Origin of the sequence: Streptomyces sp. NRRL S-920 (assembly GCF_000717945.1) — a bacterium.
GTDB lineage: Bacteria > Actinomycetota > Actinomycetes > Streptomycetales > Streptomycetaceae > Streptomyces > Streptomyces alboniger.
Genome location: NZ_JODF01000025.1, coordinates 18,556 through 42,288, shown reverse-complemented (window position 1 = coordinate 42,288; position 23,733 = coordinate 18,556). Strand labels below are relative to the sequence as shown.

The window sequence follows — 23,733 nt, the reverse complement described above, 5'->3', positions numbered from 1 at the left end:
ACGTCGTGACCTCGTCCTCGCCCCGGCGGATCGCGGACTTCCGCGTCCTGTTCTCGGCCACCGTGCTCAGTGAGCTGGGCACCAACGTCTCCTACGTCGCCATCCCCCTGATCGCCGTATCCGCCCTGGATGCCTCCGCCGGCCAGGTCGGTGCGCTGGCCTCGCTGAGCACGCTGGCCTTCCTCCTCATCGGCCTGCCCGCCGGCGCGTGGATGGACCGCATGCGGCAGCGCAGCGTGCTGATCGCCGCGGACTTCGCGCGGGCAGCGCTGTTCGCCTCCGTCCCCGTGGCGTGGGCGTTCGACGTCCTCTCCCTTGGCCAGCTGTACGTGGTCGTCCTGCTGAACGGCTGTGCCACGGTGTTCTTCGACGTGGGCTCACAGAGCATCCTGCCGAAGCTCGTCGACCGCGAGTCCCTGGTGCGGGCCAACGCCGCCGTCATCGGACTCCAGGCCGTCGGCAACGTGGCCGGCCGTGGCGCGGGCGGCGGCCTCGTCCAGCTGCTCACCGCGCCCGTGGCCATCGTGTGCGCCGCCGTGAGCTATCTGCTGTCCGCGCTGCGCCTCATGGGGATCCGCAGCACTCCCCCGCCGCCGTCCGCCGCCCGGCGCCGGACACGGCTGCGGGTCGAGATCGCCGAGGGGCTGCGGCATGTGTTCGGCAACGTCGAACTGCGGGCGCTCGTCCTCGCCGGGGTCGCCATCAACCTCGGTACGCAGACCATCAACGTCCTGCTGCCGCTGGTCTTCGTCCGGGAACTCGAACTGCCCGCGGGTGCCTTGGGCCTGTTCTGGGCGGTCGGCGGACTCGGCATCTTCCTCGGCTCCCGCTGTGCCCGCCCGGTCGCCGCGCGCCTCGGCCACGGGCGCGCACTCGCCGCCTTCGGGGTATGCCTGACCCCGGCCGGGCTTCTGGTGCCGGTCATCGACCACGGTGTGTGGCTGTGGGTCGCGGGCACCGCCTGGCTCCTGGTCATGGTCAACACGGGCACCCAGAACGTCCTCGGCGTCACCCTGCGCCAGCGCCTCACGCCCGACTCGCTCCTCGGCCGGATGAACGCCACGTTCCGTGTGCTGCTGTACGGGGCCCACGCCGTCGGGGCCGCCGTGGCCGGCCTGGTCAGCGAAGTCACCTCGCTGCACACGGCGCTGTGGACGGGCGGCTGCTACCTCGCACTGGGCTGCGTGCCGATCCTCCTCTCCCCGATCCGCAAGCGCCGTGAACTGCCCGAGCAGAGCTACGAGCCCGGGGCCCCGCAGCCCGCGAGCGGCACGGCCGCCCGCTGAGGCCCGCCGGAAACCGCCCCCCACGCGTGTCACGGCCGCGCTCCCACCTGATCCGACATCGTCATCAAAGGAACCTCGCATGCTGTACGAGACGGTCGCCCGCTACCAGCTCTCCACCGCGGAGGCCGACCACATACGCGCCGAGGCGCACACCCTCGCGACCACTCTGGCCGACCCCTGCGACCCCGCGCTGTACGACCACCACCTGTTCGCGGACACCGGGCTGCCCCCGCGCCTGCGGCGTTTCCTGCACACCTTCCGCCGTACCGAGTCGAGCGCGGGGCTCGTGATCGAGGGCTTCCCCGTGGACGACGTGGCCGTGGGGCCGACCCCGGGGCACTGGGAGGAGAGCCGGGGGATCCCGGCCACCCTGGAGCACGAACTGTTCCTCGCCATGTGCGGTACCGCGCTCGGCGAGCCGTTCACCTGGGCAACGCTCCAACTCGGCCGCATGATCACGGACATCCTCCCGATCCGCGGCGACGAGCGGCGGCAGAGCGGGCACGGCAGCGAGACCCTGCTCGAGTTCCACACCGAGGACGGCTTCCACCCGGGCCGCTGCGACTATCTGCTGCTGTTCGGCATCCGCAACCACGAGCGGGCGCCGACCATCATGGCCTCGCTGCGGGACATCAAGCTCAGCGATCGCGACCTCGACGCCCTGATGCGCCCGGACTTCGAGATCCGGCCGGACGACGAGCACATCCGCCAGCTGGAGGCCCGCTATCCGGACCACCCCGCGCTGGCCCGCACCGAGGACATGCGGGACAACCCGCCGTCCGTGCCGGTGCTCTTCGGCGACCGGGACCGCCCCTACCTGCGCGTGGACCTGCCGTTCATGCGCTGCCGGGACGACGCCCCGCGGGCCCGGCACGCCCTCGCGGCGCTGATGGAGGAGCTGGAGCGGGTGCAGCACTCGGTCGTCGTCGACCAGGGCAGTCTGCTGGTCATCGACAACTACCTGGCCGTACACGGCCGCAAGCCCTTCCGGGCTCGCTACGACGGCACCGACCGGTGGCTCAAGCGCATGATCGTCAGTCGTGATCTGCGCAAGGGCGCCGCCGTGAACCTGTCCGGCAACCGCCGCGTCCTCTTCTGACCGCCGCTCCCCGCCCCTCGTCACCGCCCTCACCACCCTCACCGCCCTCAGAGAACGCCCCACCGCAGAGAAAAGGGAGCACGCGTCGTGCGCACCATCGTCATCTCAGGAGCCTCAAGCGGCATCGGCCGGGCCACCGCCGAACGCTTCACCCGGGCCGGGGACCGAGTCGTGAACCTGGACGTCAAACCACCGGAGGACGCCACGGCGGCGGCCGGCACATGGCGGCACGTGGACGTGTCCGACTGGGCGCACGTGCGGGCGGCGGTCGAGGAGGTCCATCAGGAGACCGGACGCCTGGACGTGGTGATCGCGAACGCGGGCATCAGCGTCCGGCACGGAGTCCTTGAGCTGCGCGAGGCGGACGCCCGCCGGATCGTCGACGTCAACCTGCTGGGTGTGCTGGGCCTCTGGCAGTGCGCGGCGCGCGTCATGGCGGCGCAGGGACACGGCACCCTGCTGGCCACGGCATCGGTCAACGGCAGCCGGGGCTACCCGCGTTACGCCGACTACAACGCCACCAAGGCGGGCATCCGCGCCCTGGCCCAGACCTTCGCCATGGAGCTGAGCCCCCGGGTGCGCGCCGTGTGCGTCAGCCCCGGTGCCGTACTGACACCCATGCAGCAGGCCGAGTACACCGACGAGATGTTCGCCGCGACGAACGCGCAGATCCCGGCGGGCCGGCACGCCGACCCCGCGGAGATCGCGGGAGCGTTCTTCTACCTCGCCTCCGAGGAGGCGCGGTTCATCACCGGTCAGGAACTGGTGATCGACGGCGGTGAGACGGCCGGCGCCACCACGTCGGCGTTCGGTACGGCGCTGTAGGGCAGGGCCGTACGGCGAAGCGGAAGAAGCAGAAGGCGAGCTATACGTACATGAAGCAAGTGCACCTGACCAAGGGCCTGTTGGAGTTCGGCGCCGCCCCGGAGCGGGAGGGGCTTCCGGTCGCCCTGATCTTCCCGTTCGCCGGTGGGGGCGGTCACTCGATGAACGAATGGGTCGTCGAGTTCGCCCCGGCGTGGCGGACGGTCGTGGTCCAGTACCCGGGCAGAGGCCGACGGCAGGCCGAGCCCTTCGCGCGGTCGCTGCGAGAGCTGGCCTATGCGGCAGTACGCGATCTGCTGTCCCTCGGGATGTCCGCGCCCTTGCTGATCGGTCACAGCATGGGGGCCCTGATCGCGCACTGCACGGCCACGGAACTCCAGCGGCATGGCGCCTCACCCCAGCTCCTGCTGGCCTCCGCGGGTCACCCACCCCACCGGGGAGTACCACTGAGCGACGTACCTCTGTCAGTGGACCTCACGGACGCGGAACTCATCAAAACGCTCGACGCGCGAGGCGGAATCCATCCGCAAGTCCGCCAGGAGCGTGCCCTCCTGGACCTTTTCCTGCCGCAACTCCGCGCTGACCTCGGGCTGGTGCGTGAGCACCTCAGGAGAGGGAACAGCGCCGCCGTATCCTGCCCGCTTCTGGCGATGGGGGCCCGTGGCGACGAGGTGTCTCCGCCTGCCGAACTCCCGCACTGGTCGGCGCTCACGACGGGAGAGTTCACCCAAAGGACCTGGGAGGGAGGTCACTTCTACTTCCAGCACGGCCTCGACGGCCTCGCCGGGGAAGTCGGCGACATGCTCCAAAAACACGGGTGATGGGACTCAGGCCCAGGGGTCGGTGATCTCGCGCAGCAGCGTCAGCGCCTCCCGCAGCTGCTTCATGCGCCGCTTGCCGAGGTGCTCCTCCCACTCCCGCTCGACCTCGGCGACCACCGTGTCGGCGATCCGCTTCGCCGCCCACGCCTTCTCCGCTCCCCGCACCAGCCGGGCCCGCCGGTCGGTGGGGTCCGGCACGCGTCGCACATAGCCGGACTTCTCCAACTGGTCGACCAGGAAGCCGGCCGTCTGCTTGGTGATCTGGGCCTGCGCGGCCAGCTCCGTCAGCCGGGTGCCGTCCGGGCCGACACGCTGCATGACCCGTGCCTGCGCCGGCGTGAAGTCGTCGAAACCGGCGTCCGCCAGCGCGGCGAAGATCCGGTCCTCCAGGGCCCGGTACGGGATGAACAGGAGCACGCCCGTGGTCAGCTCACTCTCCGGAACCATCCTCGACCCACTCCCCACCATGATCGGCCGCAGCCTTGACTTTGGTCAGCTTCCCTGACTACTTTAGTCAGAGAACCTTACCACTTGAGTGGGTGATCCCCATGACCGCTGCCTCCAAGACCACTGTCCTCGGAACCGATGAGCGCTGGCAGGTCATCGACCGCGAGCGGGCGAGCCTCGCGGAGCTGCTGGAGAGCCTGAGCCCCGAGGACTGGGAGAGGCCCACCCAGTGCGGTGACTGGCGGGTGCGGGACGTGGCCGCGCATCTGACCGTCGCGGCGCGCTCCACCTACCGCTGGGTACTGCGTGAGTTCGTGCGCGCACGCGGGAACGTCGACCGGATGATCCACGACTCCGCGGTCCGGGAGGCCGATCGGCCCACCGCCGAGATCGTGGCCAATCTCCGCGGGACCATCGGCTCCCGTCACCTCGCGCCCGGCACCACCTCACGCGAGCCCCTCCTGGACATCCTCGTGCACGGGCAGGACATCGCCCGCGCCCTCGGACGCGACCGCCCGATGCCCGCGCACGCCGCCCGCGACGCCGCCGAGCGGGTCTGGACGATGCGGTTCCCGCCCCGCCCCTGGCCGCTGCCGAAGGCCCGCCTGGTCGCCACCGACACCGACTGGGCCCGCGGCACGGGCGAGGAGATCCGCGGACCGGTCTCCGCCCTGCTCCTGCTGCTCACCGGCCGGACGGCCGCGGCCGAGGAGCGGCTGGACCGGGCCGACGGGTCATGATGCCCTCGTGACAACAGAGAAGGTCGAACACACCGAAGACGGTCACTACATCATCGTCAAGGGGCGGCGGTGGCGGGCCACGGACCCCGCCCTGGCCGAGGACGTGAAGGAGCGCCTGGTCCATCATCTGATGGCGGCCCGCCGGGCGGTCGCCGCCGCGCGCGGCGACGAAGCCGCGCGCAAGGCGGCCCGAGCCCGCGTACAGCTCGCGAAGACGGGGCTGGGGGAACGTGGCACGGCGTGGTGGGAACTGCCCCTCGCGGAACGACGCGGGCGCGCCGATGACTGCCTGCGCCGACTGGAGGCGGACTGAGGACGCGCGGCCCGGAGCGCCGCACAGGTGAGCGCCCGAGGGGCATCGCCGCCTCAGCTCGCGCGGCGCGTGAGTACGCGGCGCAGCACCTTGGCGAGCACGGCCGGACGGAACAGCAGCGAGGGCGCGGCCGTCATGTTCAGCACGCGGACGAACCGCGCCCAGACGCCCGGGTCGTGCACGGCGAGCGCGAAGACCTGCTGGTTGTACCAGTGGGCGAAGCGTGCGGTCAGCGGTTGTCCGGTGGGGGTCCACATGAGGTCGGAGCTGGTGGCCATGGTCCAGGGGACGTGGACGACACGGGCCGCGGCGCGGTGGTAGGCGCGGCTGAGGCCGTCGAGGCCGGACGCGCCGGCCCTGCGGGCGCGCAGCAGTCGGCCGAGCAGCTCCGCTTCGAGCGCGGCGACCGTGAGCCCTTGTCCGTAGACCGGGTTGAAGACGCAGAGCGAGTCACCGACCGCGATCAGCCGTTCGGGCCAGCGGGGGTTCTTGTGGTGCAGGCGCCATTCGTTGCCGGGGTTGGTGTAGCGGTGGATCTCTCCCCGGCGGGCGCCGCGCTTGATCTGTTCGGCGAGACGGGAATTGCCGAGGCTGTGGGCGAAGTCGAGGTAACCCTCGTCGTCGGTGGGCGGCACGTGCTGGTCGAAGCCGAACAGTGAGCACATCCAGCGATGGTGCTCCACGGCCAGCACCACCCCGCCGCGCGGAACGCCGGGCGCGAAGGTCATCTGGTACGCGACGTCGAAGTCCCGCTGGTCCCGCGGCGGACGTTCGTAACACGCCGAGGTGTATGTGATCTTCGCTTTGACGACGTTCTTGGCGGACACCGGCAACTCCGCGTCGGCGAGCCACCGGTCGACGGACGTGGAGCGGCCCGAGGCGTCGACGACCAGATCAGCGGTGACTTCGACGGACTCGGCGGCGTCATGGGGGCGGGAGGCGTCATGGGTGCGGTAGCGGACCCGGTCCAGACGGCCGGGGGCACTCGCCGTCACCGTCTCGCAGTGGGTCGCCGCGAGCAGTCGCACCGCCTCGAGGGCCGACACCCTTTGCCGCAGGCGGCGTTCGAGTTCGTCGCGCGTGAAGGTCTGGATCGATACGCCCACCGGGTCGGTCGGCGCGTAGCCGGTCGGCAGCAGGAAGCTCATCCGCTCGCCGTAGTCCAGGACGGGCGCGCCCACGTCCGCCAGTTCCGCCCGCAGCCCGGGAAAGAGACCCTCCAGCGCGTCACCGCCGCGCGCGAGCAACGCGTGCGCGTGATAGCCCTGCGGAACGTGGGGATGCACGCCCGTGTCCGAGCGCAGCGGATCCCGCTCCAGGACGAGTACCTCGTCGAAGTGATCGGCCAGGACTCGCGCGGTCACGAGCCCGGCGTAGCCGCCACCGATGACGACGGCCCGCTCCCAGCGGGCGCCGGGCGACGAGCTGTGCTGATTCTTGGCCATGCCGGATCCCGTCCCCTGGTCCGCGAGCCCGAAGCCGATAAGCCCGTAAGCCCGTAAGCGGTAAGTCGTAAGCCCGCATGCTCGCAACGGCGTTCACCGGAGTATCGCCGCAGCCATGACGGTGCCCGACCGGGCCCAGTCGTTTTTCCGACCCCGTTCTCCGACCCTGCTGTCCGGCCCCGCGCCGCGAAAGTCGGCGCGCCGCTCGCCGGGACGCGCCGCCAACTACGGCTGGATTCCGCTGGTACCCGGGCAAACATCGCGCGGGCCGGATCATCGCATCGAGCTAATGTCGCCGACTTTCCTAGGTGTGGGAGGCGAGGCGGGCCTTAGTGTTCTTCTGGATCTGGGCGGACTCTCGCCCATTTACCCCTTTCCTTTCTCCTCACCCCTTGCGCCCGGCCCTGCCCCCACACGCGTCACACCCCTGACCAAGGAGACCTCGCCCGATGACTGTTGACTCGAGCCCGGATACGGAGCTGGAGCTGCCCCGCCAGTCCAGCCTGGGCACGGACGCTGCCCGCAACCTCACCACCACGACCAAGTCCGCCCCGCAGATGCAGGAGATCACCTCCCGCTGGCTGCTGCGGATGCTCCCCTGGGTGGAGACCAAGGGCGGCGCCTACCGCGTGAACCGGCGCCTGAGCTACACCGTCGGCGACGGGTCCGTGGAGTTCGTCCAGGACGGCGCCGAGGTCCGGGTGATCCCCCGCGAACTCGGTGAACTGGCGCTGCTGCGCGGCTTCGACGACGTGGAGGTGCTGACCGCCATCGCCGACCGGTGCGTCCAACGCGACTTCCGCAGCGGTGAGAGGCTGGTGGAGCGCGGCAGGCCCGCGGACGAGCTGTACCTGATCGCCCACGGCCGCATCGGCCAGACCACCGTCGGCAGGTACGGCGGCGAGGTGGCCCTTGGGGTACTCGCCGACGGCGACCACTTCGGAGAGCACGCTCTGCTGGACGAGGACGCCACGTGGGAGCAGACCGCGACCGCCGAGACGCCCGGCACCCTGCTGACCCTGTCCCGCGCCGACCTCGCGGCCGTGCTGGCCACGGCGCCGAGCCTGCGAGACCACCTCGAAGACTTCACGTCGCGTTCCCGCCGGCGGCAGAACCACCGCGGTGAGGCGGAGATCGCGATGTCGGCCGGGCACACCGGCGAGCACGAGTTGCCCGGCGCCTTCGTCGACTACGAACTGAAGCCGCGCGAGTACGAACTCTCCGTCGCGCAGACGATCCTGCGCGTCCACACACGGGTCGCCGACCTCTACAACGGGCCGATGAACCAGACGGAGGAGCAGCTCAGGCTCACCATCGAGGCGCTGCGCGAGCGCCAGGAGCACGAGCTGATCAACAACCGGGAGTTCGGCCTGCTCCACAACGCCGACTTCAAGCAGCGGATCCAGCCGCACTCCGGCCCGCCGACCCCGGACGACCTCGACGACCTGCTCTGCCGCCGCCGCGGGTCGAAGTTCTTCCTGGCCCACCCCAGGACGATCGCGGCGATCGGACGTGAGTTCAACGCGCGCGGGCTCTACCCGGACCACGTCGACCTCGGGGGTCAGCAGGTCCCTGCCTGGCGAGGGGTCCCGATCCTTCCCTGCAACAAGATCCCCATCACCGAGGAGCGGACCAGCTCGATCCTCTGCATGCGTACCGGGGAGGAGAACCAGGGAGTCATCGGGCTGCACCAGACCGGCCTGCCGGAGGAGTTCGAACCGGGCCTGTCGGTCCGTTTCATGGGTCTCGACGAGAAGGCGATCACCTCCTACCTCGTCAGCGCCTACTACTCCGCCGCCATCCTCGTGCCGGACGCGGTCGGCGTACTGGAGAACGTGCAGATCGCCCACTGGCCCAGCTAGGGCCTGTCCGGCGGATCATGCCGCGGGCCGCGGGGCCTGGCACTTCCCCAAGCTCTCGGCTTCGCTCGAGCAGGGGGCACCCCCATCGCGTTGCCGCCCTCCTCCGCCTTGCATCTCGACGCACCAGACCCCGCTCACCTGCACAGAAGGGTGACCGCCACCCGAAGTACGGCCTGATCCGCCGGACAGGCCCTAGCGGACCCGGCCAGCCGCAGCCCACCCGACAAGGAGCCATGGATGCCCGCGCCCGAGCTGACACCTCCGCAGTCCGGCCCGCCAGAGGCCGCACCCTTCGGGGCGCACGTCCTCGCCGACGCCGCGGCCCGAGCCCACGACCTCAAGGCCGCCACCGGCGGCCCGACTCGTGCGTCCTCCTCGCCCGGCCCGCCCGCGCTCTCCCCGCCCGCGTTCTCCCTACCCGCCCCGCCCGCCCCGCCCGTGCTGGACGCTCCTCCCCCCAGCGCTCCGGCAGCCGCCGTACCGGCGACGGGAGCTGACCTGGAGCGGGTCCTGCGCGGACCCAGCGGCCTGGGGACGGCGGGCCTGCGCCTGATCCCGCGCGAAGCACCGGCGATGCCTTCGCAACCACCGGCGGCCCCGGCAAAGAGCCCGGCGGAGGGCACGCCCGTGCCGGGTCTCTACCACCACCCGGTGCCCGAGCCCGACCCGGCGAAGGTCGAGGAGGTCAGCCGCAGAATCAAGTCCTGGGCGCTGGACGAGGTCACCCTGTATCCCGAGGACTGGGAGGAGGAGTTCGACGGCTTCTCCGTGGGCCGCTACATGGTGGCCTGCCATCCGGACGCCCCGAGCATCGAGCACCTGATGGTGGCCACCCGGCTGATGGTCGCCGAGAACGCGGTGGACGACTGCTACTGCGAGGACCACGGAGGCTCACCCGTCGGCCTCGGCGGGCGCCTCCTCCTCGCGCACACCGCGCTCGACCCCCTGTACACGACGCAGGAGTACCAGCCGCAGTGGGCACAGTCGCTGCACGCGGACGCCCCACGGCGTGCCTACCGCTCCGCCATGGAGTACTTCGTCCAGACGGCCGGCCCCGCTCAGGCCGACCGCTACCGGCACGACATGGCCCGACTCCACCTGGGATACCTCGCCGAAGCCGCCTGGGCCCAGACGGAGTACGTACCCGAGGTGTGGGAGTACCTGGCGATGCGCCAGTTCAACAACTTCCGCCCCTGCCCGACCATCACCGACACCGTCGGCGGCTATGAACTGCCGGCGGACCTGCACGCCCAGGCCGCCATGCAGAAGGTCATCGCGCTCGCCGGTAACGCGACGACCATCGTGAACGACCTGTACTCGTACACCAAGGAACTCGACGCGCCCGGTCGGCACTTGAACCTGCCCACCGTGCTCGCCGACCGTGAGGGCCTCTCCGAGCGGGACGCCTACCTGAAGGCCGTCGAGGTCCACAACGACCTCATGAAGGACTTCGAGGCCGAAGCCGCCGCCCTGGCCGCCGCGTGTCCCGTCCCGAGCGCGCTGCGCTTCCTGAAGGGCGTGGCCGCATGGGTCGACGGCAACCACTACTGGCACCGCACCAACACCTACCGATACAGCCTGCCCGACTTCTGGTAAGAGATCTCGCGGTAAGAGAATGGACTCATCTGTGACCAGCACCCAGCTCAGCGCCACCTCCGCCGACACCCGCCTGCGCGTCCCCGGCCCGGCGACGCCCTACCAGGGCGACATCGCCCGCTACTGGGACGGGGAGGCCAGGCCCGTGAACCTGCGCCTCGGCGACGTCGACGGCCTCTACCACCACCACTACGGCATCGGTGAGGTCGACCACGCCGCGCTGGGCGACGCCGACGACTCCGAGTACGAGAAGAAGCTGATCGCCGAACTCCACCGCCTGGAGTCGGCGCAGGCCGAGGTGCTCCTGGACCACCTCGGTGACATCGGGCGTGACGACACGCTCGTGGACGCCGGCTGCGGCCGGGGCGGTTCCATGGTCATGGCTCACCAGCGCTTCGGATGCAAGGTCGAGGGCGTCACCCTGTCGGCCAAGCAGGCGGACTTCGGCAACCGGCGCGCCCAGGAACTGCGCATTCCCGACCACGTCCGCGCCCGGGTGTGCAACATGCTCGACATGCCCTTCGGGACGGGGCAGGCCGCGGGCTCGTGGAACAACGAATCGAGCATGTACGTCGACCTGCACGACCTCTTCGCCGAGCACTCCCGGATCCTCGAGGTCGGCGGCCGCTATGTGACCATCACCGGCTGCTGGAACCCGCGTTACGGCCAGCCCTCGAAGTGGGTCTCCCAGATCAACGCCCACTTCGAGTGCAACATCCACTCCCGCCGGGAGTATCTGCGCGCCATGGCCGACAACCGCCTCGTACCGCAGGCCGTCGTCGACCTGACTCCCGCGACCCTGCCCTACTGGGAGCTGCGGGCCACGTCGTCGCTGGTCACCGGCATCGAGGAGGCGTTCATCGAGTCGTACAAGGACGGCTCCTTCCAGTACGTCCTGATCGCGGCCGACCGCGTCTGACCGCTGCTGCCGGGTTGACGGTTAGGGTGACCGGAAGGGTGGACCGGACGCGACGGAGGGGGCTCGGGTTGGCTGACTTGACCGGAGCGGACCACCGTGGGCCGACCGGGCGCGGTGAGCGTGCGACCGGCCGGCCGGTGCCCGCGGTGCTCCCCCCGTCGCTCGGCGCGTGGCTCGGGCCGACTGCCCTCCTCGCCTCGCTGGTGGTCGTCGTGCTCGGCGTCCTGTACGCCGGTCACGGCGAGCCCGACGGGGTGGACAGGTGGATCAGCCGGCCGACGGCGGACAGTGTGCGGCCGCCGTGGCGGGGCGTCGCCCTGGCCGCGGACTTCTTGGCGGAGCCCGCCGGGGCGGTGATGCTCGTCGTCGCCGCCGTGGCGGGCTGCCTGCTGCTGCGGCGTCCTCGCGCGGCGGTGCTCGTCGTCGCCGGCACCGGTCTGACCGTGGGGACGACGTCGCTGCTCAAGCCCCTGGTGGGACGCACCATCCACGGCGAGGGAAACCTTTCCTACCCGAGCGGTCACACCGCCTTTCTCACCGCGTTCGCCCTCGTGGTGGCGTTGCTGACGGTCAGTCGGTTGCGCCTCGGCCGGACGGCGGGCGCGTCGCTCGTGCTCGCCGCGTCCCTGGGCGCGGGCAGTGCCATGGGCTGGGCGCAGGTCGCCCTGGGCGCGCACTACCCGACCGACGTCCTCGGCGGCTGGTGCACTGCGCTGGCGGTCGTTCCGGCGACCGCGTGGCTGGTCGACCGGGCGGCGGACCAGGTGGCGGACCGGCTGGGCGACCGCAGAGTCGGCCCGATGGTCGACGCCGGTCGGCGGGAGCGTCCCTGACGCGCCGTCGCCCCGCCTCACGCCAGGCGGCGGAAGACCGGCTTCACCGGGCGCCCGGCCAGCCAGGGGGTCGGGTCGGCGGCGTCCAGTGCCTTCCGGTACACCGCACACGCCTGGCCCACCACATCGACGGTGCGGTCGATGTCGGCGTCGTCGAGGGCGCTGCTCACCACGAACGACGGGGCGAGCACACCGCCCGCGAGGAGTTGGCGCAGGAACAGGGTGCGGTACCGCTGCGACGGCTGCCGGTGCTCGTCGAGGGTGGCGAAGACCAGGTTGCTGGACCGGCCCCGGACGGTGAGGTGGTCGCCGACGCCCATGGCGGCCGCGGCTTCGCGGACACCGGCGGCCAACCGCTCGCCGAGGGTGTGCAGTCGCGCGGTGATGCCCTCCTCGGCGTAGGTGGTCTGTACGGCCATCGCGGCCGCCAGGGAGTGTGTCTCCGCGCCGTGCGTGGTGGACAGCAGGAAGACCCGGTCACCGGAGTGACGCAGCCCGCCCCGCTCCATCAGGTCGCGGCGCCCGGCCAGCGCGGAGACGGCGAAGCCGTTGCCCAGTGCCTTGCCGAACGTGGAGAGGTCGGGGACCACGCCGTACAAGCCCTGGGCGCCCGCCTCGGACCAGCGGAAGCCGGTGATCATCTCGTCGAAGACGAGGACGCAGCCGTGCCGGTCGGCCAGCTCGCGCAGGCCCGCGAGGTACCCCGGTGAGGGTCCGACAGGTTCGAGGATCAGGCAGGCCACCTCGTCCCGGTACCGGGACAGCAGCTCCTCCGTGGCGGCCAGGTCCCCGTACGGGAAGGACACCGTGAGTTCGTTGGTCGCCGCCGGAATTCCGGCGGACATCGGTGTCGTACCGATGAACCAGTCGTCGACGGAGAAGAACGGGTGGTCGCCGCAGACGGCCACCCGTGGGCGCCCGGTGGCGGCGCGGGCGAGGCGCACCGCCGCGGTGGTGGCGTCCGAGCCGTTCTTCGCGAACTTCACCATCTCGGCGGTCGGCACCGTGGCCAGGAAGCGCTCCGCGGCCTCGACCTCCACGATGGACGGCCGGACGAAATTGCTGCCGCGGTCGAGTTCGCGGCGCACCGCTTCGAGGACGCGCGGGTGGGCGTGGCCGAGGCTGACCGACCGCAGGCCGGACCCGTACTCGATGTAGCGGTTGCCGTCGATGTCCCATACGTGGGCGCCGCGGCCGTGGCTGATGACCGGGGCCAGGTTCTCGGGGTACTGGTCGTCGCCCTTGGCGTACGTGTGCGCGCCGCCGGGGACCATGGCGTGCAGCCGCTCGTTGGCGGCCCGGGAGCGGGGCAGGCGGAAGGCTTCGGTGTCCACGGCCGCCCTCAGCTCTCTGTCCGCTTCAGGACCTCGGCGAGGCTCGGTGCCTCCCGGTCCCGCCGGGACATCGAGGTGACCGGCAGCGGCCAGGGGATGGCGAGTTCCGGGTCGTCGAACGCGATCGTCACGTCCTCGGCCGGATCGTGCGGGCGGTCGATCCGGTAGGAGGTGTCGGCGGTCTCGGTCAGCGCCTGGAAGCCGTGCGCGCATCCCGCGGGGACGTACAGGGTCGCCTGCGTGTCGCCGGACAGCTCGAAGGAGGCCACGTTGCGGTAGGTCGGCGAGTCCGCCCGCAGGTCCACGACGACGTCGAAGATCTTCCCGTACGAGCACCGCACCAGCTTGGCCTCGCCCGCTCCGGAGCGCAGGTGCAGGCCGCGCAGCACGCCCCGGACCGAGCGGGACAGGCTGTCCTGGACGAAGGCGTCCGGGTCGAGGCCCGCGGAGCGGACCACGTCGGCGTCGAAGGTGCGGCAGAAGAAGCCGCGCTCGTCGGCGTACGGCGTGGGCTCGAAGAGGTGAGCGCCCCGGATCGCCGGGACTTCGGTGGCTTTCATGGTGTCTCCTGCCGGGCGGTGGCCTTGAACAGCGTTCTGGTCAAGGCGGTGAACTGGTCGTCTAGTTGCTGTGCGGTGTGCTTGTTCCGCTCGGTGAGGGTCTGCCGTAGCTCCGCCGATCGCCCCTCCAGCTCCCGGAACTGTTCCAGCAGCCGGTCGGTGTCGATCTCGCCGGCCGGGTGGCAGTACGCGCCGAGGCCCATCCGCGCCATGAGCGCGTCGCTCTTCGCCGCGTACCCGAGTGCGAGCGTGGGTGTGCCGGCCTTCAGCGCGCAGACCAGGTTGTGGTACCGGGTCGCCACCACGGCGTCGGCGGCCGCCGTCTCCTTCATCAGATCGGCGAGCGAGGCCGCCTCGGCGGCGGTGACCAGCGGCGAGTCCACCGCGTCGAGGATCGCGGCGACCACCGGCGCGTCGCACGCGTCGCCGGTGAGCAGCCGGACCGGTCGGCCGCCCTCGGCGAGTGCGCGGACGAAGCGGGTCGTTCCTTCGAGGTAGCGCCGGTGGATCTCCTCGGCTCTGTCCCGGTCGTCGTCGCCGCCGTGGAAGTCCATGACGCCGACGCAGACCGTGCCCGTGGAGGTGCCCGTGGGCGGCGCCGGCAGGGCGAACGCGAGGTCGGGGTAGACCTCGTCGCGCGCGGTGTCCACGCCCATCGCCCGCATCGCGTCGCGGGACAGGGTGTCCCGGTACGACCGGTAGGCGGCTGACCGTGCCGACCAGCGCACCAGGGCCCGGGTCGCCCGGTTGCCGATCGGGGCGGCGCCGACGCCGACCAGCGCGACGCGGGTGCCGAGGAGCCGCCCGGACGCGCAGAGCAGGAACAGCGCGTACGGGAAACCCCACGGCCGCAGCGGCAGCGTGGCCTCCAGGACGCCCATGCCCGGCACGATCACCACGTCGTGCCTTCGCACCCAGGCGGCGGTGCGGAAGGCGTCGACGAGTTTGCCGAGGCCCTTCCCCGCGACCGCGCCCGCCCGTGACGCGGTGCGGTACTCCCCCCGGTACCAGTGCAGCCGTGTCGCGGGAATGCCGTACCGGGCCGTGACGGTCCCGGGCCCGCCGCACAGCGCGTCGACGACGGCCCGCGGATGCTCGGCGCGGAGGTAGCCGAGGACGGCCTCCAGCGAGCCGTCGTTGCCGAGGTTGCCGGACCCGAGCAGGCCGAAGACCCCTACCCGCACCGGTGTCACGTCCGCCTGCCCTCACGGCCCGCGACGAGGGCGTCGACGGAGACCGTGGACTCGGCCGGGTCGGCCGGGGCGCGGTCCTCGACCCTCTCGCCGGCGCCCGGCCGGACCCTGCTGGCCATCCACGCGGCCAGGTGGCGGTAGCAGGCGCGCCGGTCGGCCGTGGACAGCGGCGCCCGCCGGATCGCCGAGGCGAAGCCCCAGACGTACTCGGCGAGCAGCCGGGGCGTCGGGTGCAGCGGGCCCGCCCGGCGCGGGTCCAGGTTGACGCAGCGGGAGCGTTTGGAGGGGTTCGCCCGCTCGGCGCGCGTGGGGTGGTCGCGGCGGAAGTACAGCAGTTCCGGCACCTGGTGGAAGGGGCCGTGCAGGGTGATCTCGGCGACGAACGTGCGGTCGGCGTGGTGGTAGCTGTCGTGCGGCTTCACCCGGCGCAGCATGTCGGCCCGCATCACTCCGTAGAAGTCGTCGCCGCCGGGCTCGAACAGCAGGCTGCGGAAGCGCTCCGGTGGGTGCGGCGAGTCGGTGGCCAGCCCGTACGCGTAGGGGACCTTCACCTGGCCGTCGCCGTCGATGACGGCCTGGCCGCTGTGCGCGAGGACGGCGTCCGGCCGTTCGTCCAGCGCTGTCACGCAGCGCAGCAGCAGGTCGCGGGCGTACAGGTCGTCGTGCGAGGCCCACTTGAACAGTTCGCCGCGGCACTCGGTGAACACGTAGTTGTGGTTCGGCGCGGCGCCGATGTTCCGGGGCAGCCTGATGTACCGGATGCGCGGGTCCCGGGCGGCGTACTCGCGGCAGATGTCCTGCGTCGCGTCGGTCGAGGCGTTGTCGGAGACGACCAGCTCGAAGTCCTCGTAGGTCTGGCCGAGCAGGGCGTCGAGCGCCTCGGCGAGGTACTCCTCGCCGTTGTACACGGGCAGGCCGATGCTCAGCCGGGGGTGGGCGGTCATGTGGTCCTCACTTCGGGGATGGGGTTGTGGTGGCGCTCGCGCAGGGCCGACCGCAGGTGCAGCCACCACACGGCCGATCCGCCGACGGTCGCGGCGGCGACGCCCCAGGCCGAGCCGACCGTGCCCGCGGCGGCGGCCCCGCCGAGCCCACCGCCGACGTAGCAGGCGGAGGCGAACAGCTGGCTGCGCAGGCTGCGGCGGGCCGCGGCGAGCGCGCGCAGCCCGGCCGCCGCGCCGGTGCCGAGGCCGGCGCCCACGACGCCGAGCGTGGCCGGGACGATGAGTTCCGACGCGGAGTGCCATACGCCGCCGAGGACGAGTTCGCCGAACCGGTCCGGCATCAGCAGCAGCGCCGCGCCCCACAGCAGCGCGGCGGCGGCCTGGCCGCCGCCGAGGAGGAGGCAGAACCTGGCGAGGCGGTGCGGGGCCCGCCGCAGCACGCGGGCCGCCTCGGCGACGGTGACCAGGGACAGGCCCATCAGTACGGCGAGGAACGGGCCGAGCAGGAGTTCGGCGCCCCGGACCGCGCCCACCGCGCCGACGCCGACGATCGCGCCGAGCCCGTACGCGCGCAGCTGGCTCGCGCCGCTGACGCAGGTGTTCTCGACGAGGTACCGGTAGCCGAGGTCGCGGTGCGCGCGGAGCCATGCGCGCGCACCGGTCACCTGGGGCCGGATGCCGGACTGGAGGCAGCCGTACACCGCGGCCACCGCCGCGGACGCGCCCCAGGCGAGCACGAACGCGGCCACGCTGCCCACGTGGGCCGCCACCACCATGGCCGGGACGAGCGCGACGCCCCACACGAGGTCGTTGGTGAACGCCTTTCGCCCGGTGCCCGCGGCGAAGAACGCGAACCGCCAGGCGTCCTGGAGCAGCAGTGCGGGCAGGACGACGCCGAGGCAGACGAACGCGGGCCCCACGCGGCCGCCGAGGCCGAGGCCGATCAGCACGCACGCCGCGCCGAGCGCGGTGCCCATGCCGAGCGCGGCGCCCGAGGACCTGGCCACCGCCGTGCGCCAGGACGCGTCCGGCGGACCGCTGAAGCGCACCACGAGCGGATCGGTGGCGAGTCCGCGGGAGACGTTGAGCACCACGCCGTAGGTCACCCAGGCCAGGCTGAACACGCCGAACGCGGCGAGCCCCAGGGAGCGTGCCACGTAGATGCCCACGGCGAAGTTGGTCATGCTGGAGGCCGCCTGGTCGGCGAGGCCCCAGGACAGCCGGCCGGCCATGGCCCGCCCGGCGCTCCGCTTCTCCCCCTCGGCGGTCATCGGCGTCACGCCTTGAGCAGCCCGGCGCCGTGCAGGGCGTCGGCCGCTTCGGCGACGGTGTCGAAGGGCAGGCCGGACCGCTCGGCGATGTCCAGCAGACTGTGCCGGCCGTCGGAGAGGCTGAGCGTCCAGAGCAGGGCCATTTGGGCCTGCTTGGTGTCGCTGCGGCCGCCGAGCGCGTCGTACAACCCCCGTCGGCCCAGCTGGGGTTCGCCGTAGGGGCTGAGGTTGACGTACCGCCGGTTGCGGTCGAGAACGGCGAAGGCCTCGCGGCAGACGGTGAGCGTGTCCGCCATGGCCTGCGGGGAGACGAAGTCGGGGTTGTCGGCCGAGGTGTGGTATTCGGGGTAGTCGGCGTAGGGGGTCCTGCTGAGCGAGCCGACGCCGAGGTCGAAGCCGGGCGAGCAGTACTGGCGCTCGTCGTAGCCGTAGGGAGTGAACTCCCGTATCTCGTGCGGGCGTTCGTCGGCGGCGAGGACGTGCCGCATCACCCGGTCGATCTCGGCGTCGCCGCGTCTGCTCTGTTTGTACGTCAGCCGACCCGCGTCCCCGGCGCATGCCAGTACCAGGCCGTGCTTGACCTTCTCGATCCGCTCCGCGTTACGGGCCAGCCACGTGATCGCCCCGATGGTGCCGGGCGCGTAGATGAACCGGTAGGTGTAGTACGGCGTTCGCTCCGCGAGGGACCGGGCCAGGAACGTGGCCACCGCGATGCCGGCGAGGTTGTCGTTGGCGAGGGACGGGTGGCAGACGTGGCAGGAGACGATCACCTCGTCGGCGACCTGCCCGGGGATGACATGCTCGGCGTAGGTGAGATGACCGTCGGCGAGCGTGGAGTCGACGCGCACCTCGTACTCGCCGTCCGGCATCGCGTCCAGGGTCTCCTGCGCCAGGCAGAATCCCCATCGCGGCTGGTAGTAGCTGGTGCGGTACGGCACCCACGCCGGGTGGTCCGGCAGGGTGTGCAGGTGTTCCCGCAGCTCGGCCAGCGGCATGGTCGCCGCCACCGGAACGCTGTAGCCGAGTACGTGCAGACTGGACGCGGCGAAGTCGACGACCCGGTCGCCCGCGCTGTCGGCGATGTACGCGTCGCGGATGTTCCACTCCTGCGGCACCGTCCAGTCGAGCACCTGCGTCCCGGTCGGCACCTCGTGCACGGTCAGCGGGACGTACTCGTCGACGATCTTCAGGGTGGCACGTACGCCGTCGCCGGTGATGCTCCGGCACAGCGGGTACAGCCGCTCCACCAGGGCGTGCATCTCCTCGCCGGGTGTGGTCATCGGCGCCAGCGCAGGGTGTCGTCGACGGCTCCGGCGCCGCCCTCCTGAGCGAGCGCCGCGCGCAGCACCGCGAGCCGGGTGAAGCGTTGCTCGAAGTCCTCCCGGGTGAGGCCGAACGTGCGGTAGGCGTCGGCGAGTTCGAGGGCGCCCTGCTTCACGGTCCACTCGCAGTCGAAGCCGGGTATCGCGGCGCGGAACCGGGAGAAGTCCACCCGGTACGACCGCGGATCGGCACCGGTCTCCCCGGTGATCACCACCTTCGAGCCGGACACCGCCGCGGCGACCTGCTCGGCGATCTCGGCGACCGTGACGTTGTTGGTCTCGCTGCCGATGTTGAACGCCCGGTCGTGCACGGCCTCTCGGGGCGCGGTCAGTGCGGCCGTGAAGGCCCGCGCGATGTCGGCGGCGTGCACCAGCGGGCGCCACGGGGTGCCGTCGGACATCACCAGCACCTCGCCGGACAGGAGGGCGTGGCCCACCAGGTTGTTCAGCACGATGTCGGCGCGCAGCCGGGGTGAGTAGCCGAAGGCGGTGGCGTTGCGCATGTACACGGGGCTGAAGTCGCCGTCGGCCAGCGCGTGCAGATCGTCCTCCACCCGCACCTTGGACTCCGCGTACGGCGTCACCGGGCGCAGCGGGGCGTCCTCCGTCACCAGGTCGCCGCCGCCCGCGGCACCGTAGACCGAGCAGGTCGACGCGTACAGGAAGCGCCGCACACCGGCGTCGCGGGCGAGGCGGGCGAGGCGTACGGAGGCGTGGTGGTTGATGTCGTAGGTGAGTTGTGGCGCCAGCGAGCCGAGTGGGTCGTTGGAGAGCGCGGCCAGGTGGATCACGGCGTCCACCCCGGCCACGTGTTCGGCCGTGAGATCGCGAAGGTCCACCCGGTGCCCGGCCGGGTCGGCGGGTGGCGGGCCGAGGACGCAGTCGGCGAAGAGGCCGGCGTCGAGGCCGACGACCTCGTGTCCGGCGGCCGTGAGGACCGGGGCCATCACGGTGCCCAGGTAGCCCTGGTGTCCGGTGAGCAGTACGCGCATTCATTCCCCCTGATGGAAGGTGCCGAGATCGAGCGTGAGTTTGGTGGTGGCGAACGCCTCGGCGTAGCGCGCGTGGCATTCGATACCGCGGATCCGCGCGAGGCCGAGGAATGCCTCCCGGTCGTACCAGGGCCGGTGCCGCTGCGAGGGGTAGTGCTCCTGCAACAACCGCACCTTCTGTTCGGCGACCTCCGGTGAGAGCGGCTGGTACACGCCCATGCGGCCGAGGTCGCCGTCCCATTTGACGATCTCGTAGCCGAGCACGAGGTGGTCGCGGAACGCGGTGGGCAGCAGGCGTGCCAGGCCGCGGTGGTCCTGGTGCGCGTCGTCGGTGCGCGGTGCGAGCAGGAGATCCGGTTCGGTCCGCTCGCGCAGCTCCTCGACGGCGGCCTTGGCCTCCTCCCAGTGGGCGGGCAGCCGGCCGTCCGGCAGCTTGAGCACGGTCAGCCGCAGATCGGCGCCCGGGCAGAAGGCGGCCAGCGCGGCCCGCTCCTCCCGCTCCCGCTCGCAGCCACCGCCGGTGAGCACCAGCGCGTCGACGCGGAGGCCCGGCCGGGCCAGGCACATCGTCAGCAGCGTGCCGCCTGCGCCGATGGCGATGTCGTCGCAGTGCGCGCCCACCGCGACGAGCCGGTCCAGGCGTCCGGTGCCGAGCCGGATCACGCCCTCGCCCCCGCGCCGTCCCGCTCCCACACGGCCCAGGGACGGTCACCCCTGGCGTAGGCGTCGTCGAGCGCGGCCCGCTCCTTCACGGTGTCGGTCGGCTTCCAGAAGCCGCGGTGCTGGTGCGCCACGAGACGGCCGCGCTTGGCCAGTTGGGCGCATCCGTCGGCGACCAGGTCCCCGCCCTCCGGGATGTGGTCGAAGACCTCCTGGCGGAGTACGAAGTAGCCGCCGTTCTCCCACAGCGGCAGATCGCTCACCGCGGTGATGCCTCCCACGAGACCGTTCTCGCCCAGGTCCACGCAGTGGAACGAGGACTGTGGCGGCACCACCATCATCGACGCGCCGGCGTCACGCCCGGCGAACTGGTCGATCATCCGCGGCAGCGGGGCGTCGGTCAGCACGTCGGCGTAGTTGGCGAGGAACATCTCGTCGCCGTCCAGGTGGTGCCGCACCCGGCGCAGCCGCTCCCCGATCGGCGACTCGATGCCGGTCTGCGCGAACGTGATCGTCCAGTCGGCTATGTCGGTGGAGAGCAGCTCGGTGCGCCCGCCCCGCAGCACGAAGTCGTTGGACGTCGTCTCCTCGTAGGTGAGGAAGAAGTTCTTGATGTGGTGCGCCCCGTAGCCGAGGCACAGGATGAACTCCGTGTGCCCGAAATGCGCGTAGTAGCGCATGACGTGCCAGATCAGCGGGCGCGGGCCGACCATCGCCATCGGCTTGGGCACGTCGTCCGCGGCACCGCTGCGCATCCGCATCCCGTAACCGCCGCAGAACAGTACGACCTTCATGACGTCACCTCGACGATGCTCAGTTCCGGGATGGGGAAGACGAGCCGGCCGCCCCACTCGTGCACGAACGACAGCTGCTCGACCAGTTCGGCCCGCAGGTTCCACGGGAGGACGAGGACGTAGTCGGGTCGGTCGGCGGCTATCCGCTCGGGCGGCAGGATCGGGATGCGGGTGCCCGGGGTGAACCTGCCGTGCTTGTAGGGGTTGCGGTCGACCGTGTACGGGAGCAGATCGGGCCGGATGCCGCAGTGGTTGAGCAGGGTGTTGCCCTTGCCCGGGGCGCCGTAGCCGACGACCGTCTGGCCGCGCTCGGCCGCCTCGATGAGGAACTTCAGAAGGTCCCTGCGCACCTTGGCCACCCGGGCGGAGAACTCGGTGTACCCGGAGAGTTCCTGGAGTCCGGCGGCCTTCTCGCGGGCCAGGACGTCGCTCACGCGGCGACTGGGCTCGCCCGCCGCCTCGGCCGGCCGGGCCCACAGCCGGATGGAGCCGCCGTGCGTGGGCAGCAACTCGACGTCCACGAGCGCAAGTCCGCCGCTGGCAAGCGCCCGGACCGCGGACGCGACCGTGTAGTACTGGAAGTGCTCGTGGTAGATCGTGTCGTACTGGTTCTCCTCGATCAGGGTCAGCAGGTGCTGCACCTCGATGGAGACCCAGCCGTCGTCGGCGACCAGAGCGCGCAGCCCCTGGGTGAACCCGACGACGTCGGGGATGTGCGCGTACACGTTGTTGGCCACGACCAGGTCCGCCGGGCCGTGCTCGGCGCGGACGGCCTTGCCGGTGGCCGGGCTCAGGAACTCGGTGAGCGTCGGCACGCCCGCGTCCCGCGCCGCGGCGCCGACGTTCACCGACGGCTCGATGCCGAGGCAGCGGATCCCGCGGTCCCTCACATGCTTCAGGAGATACCCGTCGTTGCTCGCCACCTCGACCACGAAGGCTTCCTTCTCCGCGGGGTCGAGACCGAGGCGCCGCACCGTGTCGGCGACGAAGGTGCGCGCGTGCTCCACCCAGGAGGTCGAGAAGGAGGAGAAGTAGGCGTACTCGCTGAACGTCTCCTCCGGCGTGATCAGCGGCGGGAGCTGCGCGAGCCAGCAGTCGGTGCAGACCCGCAGGTGCAGCGGGTAAGCGGGTTCCGGTTGGTCCAGTCGGTCCGCGGCGAGAAAGCTCTCGCAGGGTGGTGTCGCCCCGAGGTCGACGACGCTCGCCATCGCTTCCGAGCCGCAGAGTCGGCATCGTGTCATGTAGTGCCCCCCATTGATGTGTTGCCCCCCATTGGTTCCGATTCCGTCCGACCCGCGATCGCGGTGCGGTACTCCTCCACCAGGCGCTCAAGGCCGACGACCGGGCTGAAGCCCTGCTCGTATCGGCGCCGGGCCGCCCGGCCCATCTTCTGGTTGCGCACCGGATCGGCCGTGATCCGGCGCAGACAGGACGCGAGCGAGGCGGACTCGCCCGGCCGGTGCAGCAGCCCGGCCACTCCGTCCTCGACGAGTTCGACGAAGGCGCCGTGACCGGCCGCGACGGCCGGGACTCCCGCGGCCATCGCCTCCACGACCACCAGGCCGAACGCCTCCAGCCAGGTCGAGGGCGCCACCACGGCGACCGATCGCGCGATGACCTCCCGGCACCGCGCCGGGTCGTACAGGCCGAGGTAGCGCACGTCGTCCCTGCCCGCCGCCCAGGCGCGCACCTCCCCCTCCAGCGGCCCCCCGCCGACCATCACGAGCGGCACGCCCACACCGCCGCTGGCCGCGATCTCGTCCCAGGCCGCCATGAGCAGTCGTACGCCCTTGGTCTCCGCGAGCCGGCCGAGGTAGAGCAGATGCTCGCCCGTGCCCGATCGCGGCGGACCCGAGTCGGGTACGAAGTTGTGCTTCACCGCCAGCCGTCCGGCCGGCAGGCCCGCCCGCACCAGGACGTCGCGCTGCGCCGCGGAGATGCAGAGGAACCGCTCCACGCCCGACCACCACCGCCGCCGGTTGACCGACAGGCTGACCGCGAGCGGCACCGTCGCGAGCCGGGAGCCGCGGTAGCAGCCGTGCCGGACGGCGGGCAGCGGTGTCGTCCCGACGCACTCGGCGCACGGCCGGCCGTCCCGCTGGAGCGTGCCGGGCGGGCAGATCTGGGTGTAGTTGTGCAGCGTGGCGACGGCGGGTACACCGGCGTCGGCGCAGGCGGCGAGGACCGCGGGCGACAGGAGCGGGAAGACGTTGTGGACGTGCACCACGTCCGGTCGCTCGGCGCGCAGCCGGGCGGCGAGTTCCGTGCGGACCGCCGGGTTCCACGGCACGAGCAGTGGCACCGCGGCCTTGGCCAGCAGGGACCGGGTGGCGATGTCGTCGCTGCGCCGCTCGAACATGTCGACCCGGTGGCCGGCCGCGCGCAGCAGCTCCGCCTCCTGGTCGACGACCCTGTTCTCACCGCTCGGCTGTGCCGAGGAGTAGCGGTTGTGCACCACGAGGACGTGCATGTGTGAC

23 protein-coding genes are annotated in these 23,733 nt (G+C 71.7%); 10 read left to right on the top strand and 13 right to left on the bottom strand.

What is annotated here, in order from left to right; genetic code table 11:
- The first annotated feature begins 5 nt into the window (after window positions 1-5).
- From IG54_RS0119315 to IG54_RS0119300, 4 genes are all read left to right on the top strand, one after another.
- Window positions 6-1,286: an MFS transporter gene (locus IG54_RS0119315; protein ID WP_030785457.1), complete on the top strand. Its 1,281-nt coding sequence runs from the start codon at window positions 6-8 to the stop codon at window positions 1,284-1,286.
- 79 nt (window positions 1,287-1,365) lie between these two features.
- Complete coding sequence (gntD, locus tag IG54_RS0119310; protein WP_030785453.1) at window positions 1,366-2,385, top strand: guanitoxin biosynthesis L-enduracididine beta-hydroxylase GntD; 1,020 nt, start codon at window positions 1,366-1,368, stop codon at window positions 2,383-2,385.
- A gap of 87 nt (window positions 2,386-2,472) precedes the next feature.
- Window positions 2,473-3,210, top strand: coding sequence for an SDR family NAD(P)-dependent oxidoreductase (locus IG54_RS0119305; protein WP_030785450.1), 738 nt, complete (start codon window positions 2,473-2,475; stop codon window positions 3,208-3,210).
- 50 nt (window positions 3,211-3,260) lie between these two features.
- Complete coding sequence (locus tag IG54_RS0119300) at window positions 3,261-4,031, top strand: thioesterase II family protein (RefSeq protein ID WP_078594272.1); 771 nt, start codon at window positions 3,261-3,263, stop codon at window positions 4,029-4,031.
- A gap of 6 nt (window positions 4,032-4,037) precedes the next feature.
- Here the strand turns inward: IG54_RS0119300 and IG54_RS0119295 are convergent, their stop codons facing one another.
- A complete protein-coding gene (locus IG54_RS0119295; RefSeq protein WP_030785442.1) occupies window positions 4,038-4,478 on the bottom strand; it encodes a MarR family winged helix-turn-helix transcriptional regulator in 441 nt (146 codons plus the stop codon).
- A 101-nt stretch (window positions 4,479-4,579) separates the two neighbouring features.
- Here IG54_RS0119295 and IG54_RS0119290 point away from each other — a divergent pair, with 101 nt between their 5' ends.
- A complete protein-coding gene (locus tag IG54_RS0119290) occupies window positions 4,580-5,218 on the top strand; it encodes a maleylpyruvate isomerase family mycothiol-dependent enzyme (protein WP_030785440.1) in 639 nt (212 codons plus the stop codon).
- 7 nt (window positions 5,219-5,225) lie between these two features.
- The gene (locus tag IG54_RS0119285; RefSeq protein ID WP_030785437.1) at window positions 5,226-5,531 is read left to right on the top strand and encodes a hypothetical protein; all 306 of its coding nucleotides are present in this window, start codon (window positions 5,226-5,228) and stop codon (window positions 5,529-5,531) included.
- A 53-nt stretch (window positions 5,532-5,584) separates the two neighbouring features.
- On the opposite strand, the gene IG54_RS0119280 is transcribed toward IG54_RS0119285, so the two are convergent.
- Window positions 5,585-6,976 carry an FAD-dependent oxidoreductase gene (locus tag IG54_RS0119280; protein WP_030785433.1) on the bottom strand — a complete coding sequence of 464 codons (1,392 nt, stop codon included), beginning with the start codon at window positions 6,974-6,976 and terminating at the stop codon, window positions 5,585-5,587.
- Window positions 6,977-7,425: 449 nt separating this feature from the next.
- On the opposite strand from IG54_RS0119280, the gene IG54_RS0119275 reads away from it, so the two are divergent.
- The 4 genes from IG54_RS0119275 to IG54_RS0119260 all read left to right on the top strand — a co-directional run bounded on the left by IG54_RS0119275 (window position 7,426) and on the right by IG54_RS0119260 (window position 12,186).
- A complete protein-coding gene (locus IG54_RS0119275) occupies window positions 7,426-8,838 on the top strand; it encodes a family 2B encapsulin nanocompartment shell protein (RefSeq protein ID WP_030785432.1) in 1,413 nt (470 codons plus the stop codon).
- Between the two features lie 237 nt (window positions 8,839-9,075).
- Window positions 9,076-10,434 (top strand): family 2 encapsulin nanocompartment cargo protein terpene cyclase, encoded by a 1,359-nt coding sequence (locus IG54_RS0119270; protein ID WP_030785430.1) that lies wholly within the window; start codon window positions 9,076-9,078, stop codon window positions 10,432-10,434.
- A 19-nt stretch (window positions 10,435-10,453) separates the two neighbouring features.
- Window positions 10,454-11,353 carry a geranyl diphosphate 2-C-methyltransferase gene (locus IG54_RS0119265; RefSeq protein WP_106977043.1) on the top strand — a complete coding sequence of 300 codons (900 nt, stop codon included), beginning with the start codon at window positions 10,454-10,456 and terminating at the stop codon, window positions 11,351-11,353.
- A 68-nt stretch (window positions 11,354-11,421) separates the two neighbouring features.
- Complete coding sequence (locus IG54_RS0119260; RefSeq protein ID WP_078594270.1) at window positions 11,422-12,186, top strand: phosphatase PAP2 family protein; 765 nt, start codon at window positions 11,422-11,424, stop codon at window positions 12,184-12,186.
- Window positions 12,187-12,203: 17 nt separating this feature from the next.
- On the opposite strand, the gene IG54_RS0119255 is transcribed toward IG54_RS0119260, so the two are convergent.
- The 11 genes from IG54_RS0119255 to IG54_RS0119205 are packed head-to-tail and all read right to left on the bottom strand — an operon-like array spanning window position 12,204 to window position 23,726.
- Window positions 12,204-13,520 carry a glutamate-1-semialdehyde 2,1-aminomutase gene (locus IG54_RS0119255; RefSeq protein ID WP_030785423.1) on the bottom strand — a complete coding sequence of 439 codons (1,317 nt, stop codon included), beginning with the start codon at window positions 13,518-13,520 and terminating at the stop codon, window positions 12,204-12,206.
- A gap of 8 nt (window positions 13,521-13,528) precedes the next feature.
- Window positions 13,529-14,080, bottom strand: a complete 552-nt coding sequence (gene rfbC, locus IG54_RS0119250) for a dTDP-4-dehydrorhamnose 3,5-epimerase (protein WP_030785420.1) — start codon at window positions 14,078-14,080, stop codon at window positions 13,529-13,531.
- A complete protein-coding gene (locus IG54_RS0119245) occupies window positions 14,077-15,273 on the bottom strand; it encodes a polysaccharide pyruvyl transferase family protein (RefSeq protein WP_030785418.1) in 1,197 nt (398 codons plus the stop codon). Before IG54_RS0119245 ends, rfbC begins: the two co-directional genes overlap by 4 nt.
- The gene (locus IG54_RS0119240; RefSeq protein ID WP_030785416.1) at window positions 15,270-16,217 is read right to left on the bottom strand and encodes a glycosyltransferase family 2 protein; all 948 of its coding nucleotides are present in this window, start codon (window positions 16,215-16,217) and stop codon (window positions 15,270-15,272) included. The genes IG54_RS0119245 and IG54_RS0119240 overlap by 4 nt, the downstream gene beginning before the upstream one ends.
- A complete protein-coding gene (locus IG54_RS0119235) occupies window positions 16,214-17,488 on the bottom strand; it encodes a membrane protein (RefSeq protein ID WP_030785414.1) in 1,275 nt (424 codons plus the stop codon). Before IG54_RS0119235 ends, IG54_RS0119240 begins: the two co-directional genes overlap by 4 nt.
- 5 nt (window positions 17,489-17,493) lie before the next feature.
- On the bottom strand, window positions 17,494-18,777 hold the full coding sequence (locus tag IG54_RS0119230) for a DUF4910 domain-containing protein (protein WP_037897442.1): 1,284 nt from the start codon (window positions 18,775-18,777) through the stop codon (window positions 17,494-17,496).
- Window positions 18,765-19,802 (bottom strand): NAD-dependent epimerase/dehydratase family protein, encoded by a 1,038-nt coding sequence (locus IG54_RS0119225; protein WP_030785412.1) that lies wholly within the window; start codon window positions 19,800-19,802, stop codon window positions 18,765-18,767. The genes IG54_RS0119230 and IG54_RS0119225 overlap by 13 nt, the downstream gene beginning before the upstream one ends.
- On the bottom strand, window positions 19,803-20,465 hold the full coding sequence (locus IG54_RS0119220) for a PIG-L deacetylase family protein (protein ID WP_030785411.1): 663 nt from the start codon (window positions 20,463-20,465) through the stop codon (window positions 19,803-19,805).
- Window positions 20,462-21,256 carry a glucose-1-phosphate cytidylyltransferase gene (locus IG54_RS0119215; protein ID WP_030785409.1) on the bottom strand — a complete coding sequence of 265 codons (795 nt, stop codon included), beginning with the start codon at window positions 21,254-21,256 and terminating at the stop codon, window positions 20,462-20,464. The genes IG54_RS0119220 and IG54_RS0119215 overlap by 4 nt, the downstream gene beginning before the upstream one ends.
- Window positions 21,253-22,497, bottom strand: a complete 1,245-nt coding sequence (locus IG54_RS0119210; RefSeq protein WP_030785406.1) for a class I SAM-dependent methyltransferase — start codon at window positions 22,495-22,497, stop codon at window positions 21,253-21,255. The genes IG54_RS0119215 and IG54_RS0119210 overlap by 4 nt, the downstream gene beginning before the upstream one ends.
- A complete protein-coding gene (locus IG54_RS0119205; RefSeq protein WP_030785402.1) occupies window positions 22,494-23,726 on the bottom strand; it encodes a glycosyltransferase in 1,233 nt (410 codons plus the stop codon). Before IG54_RS0119205 ends, IG54_RS0119210 begins: the two co-directional genes overlap by 4 nt.
- Window positions 23,727-23,733 lie beyond the last annotated feature (7 nt).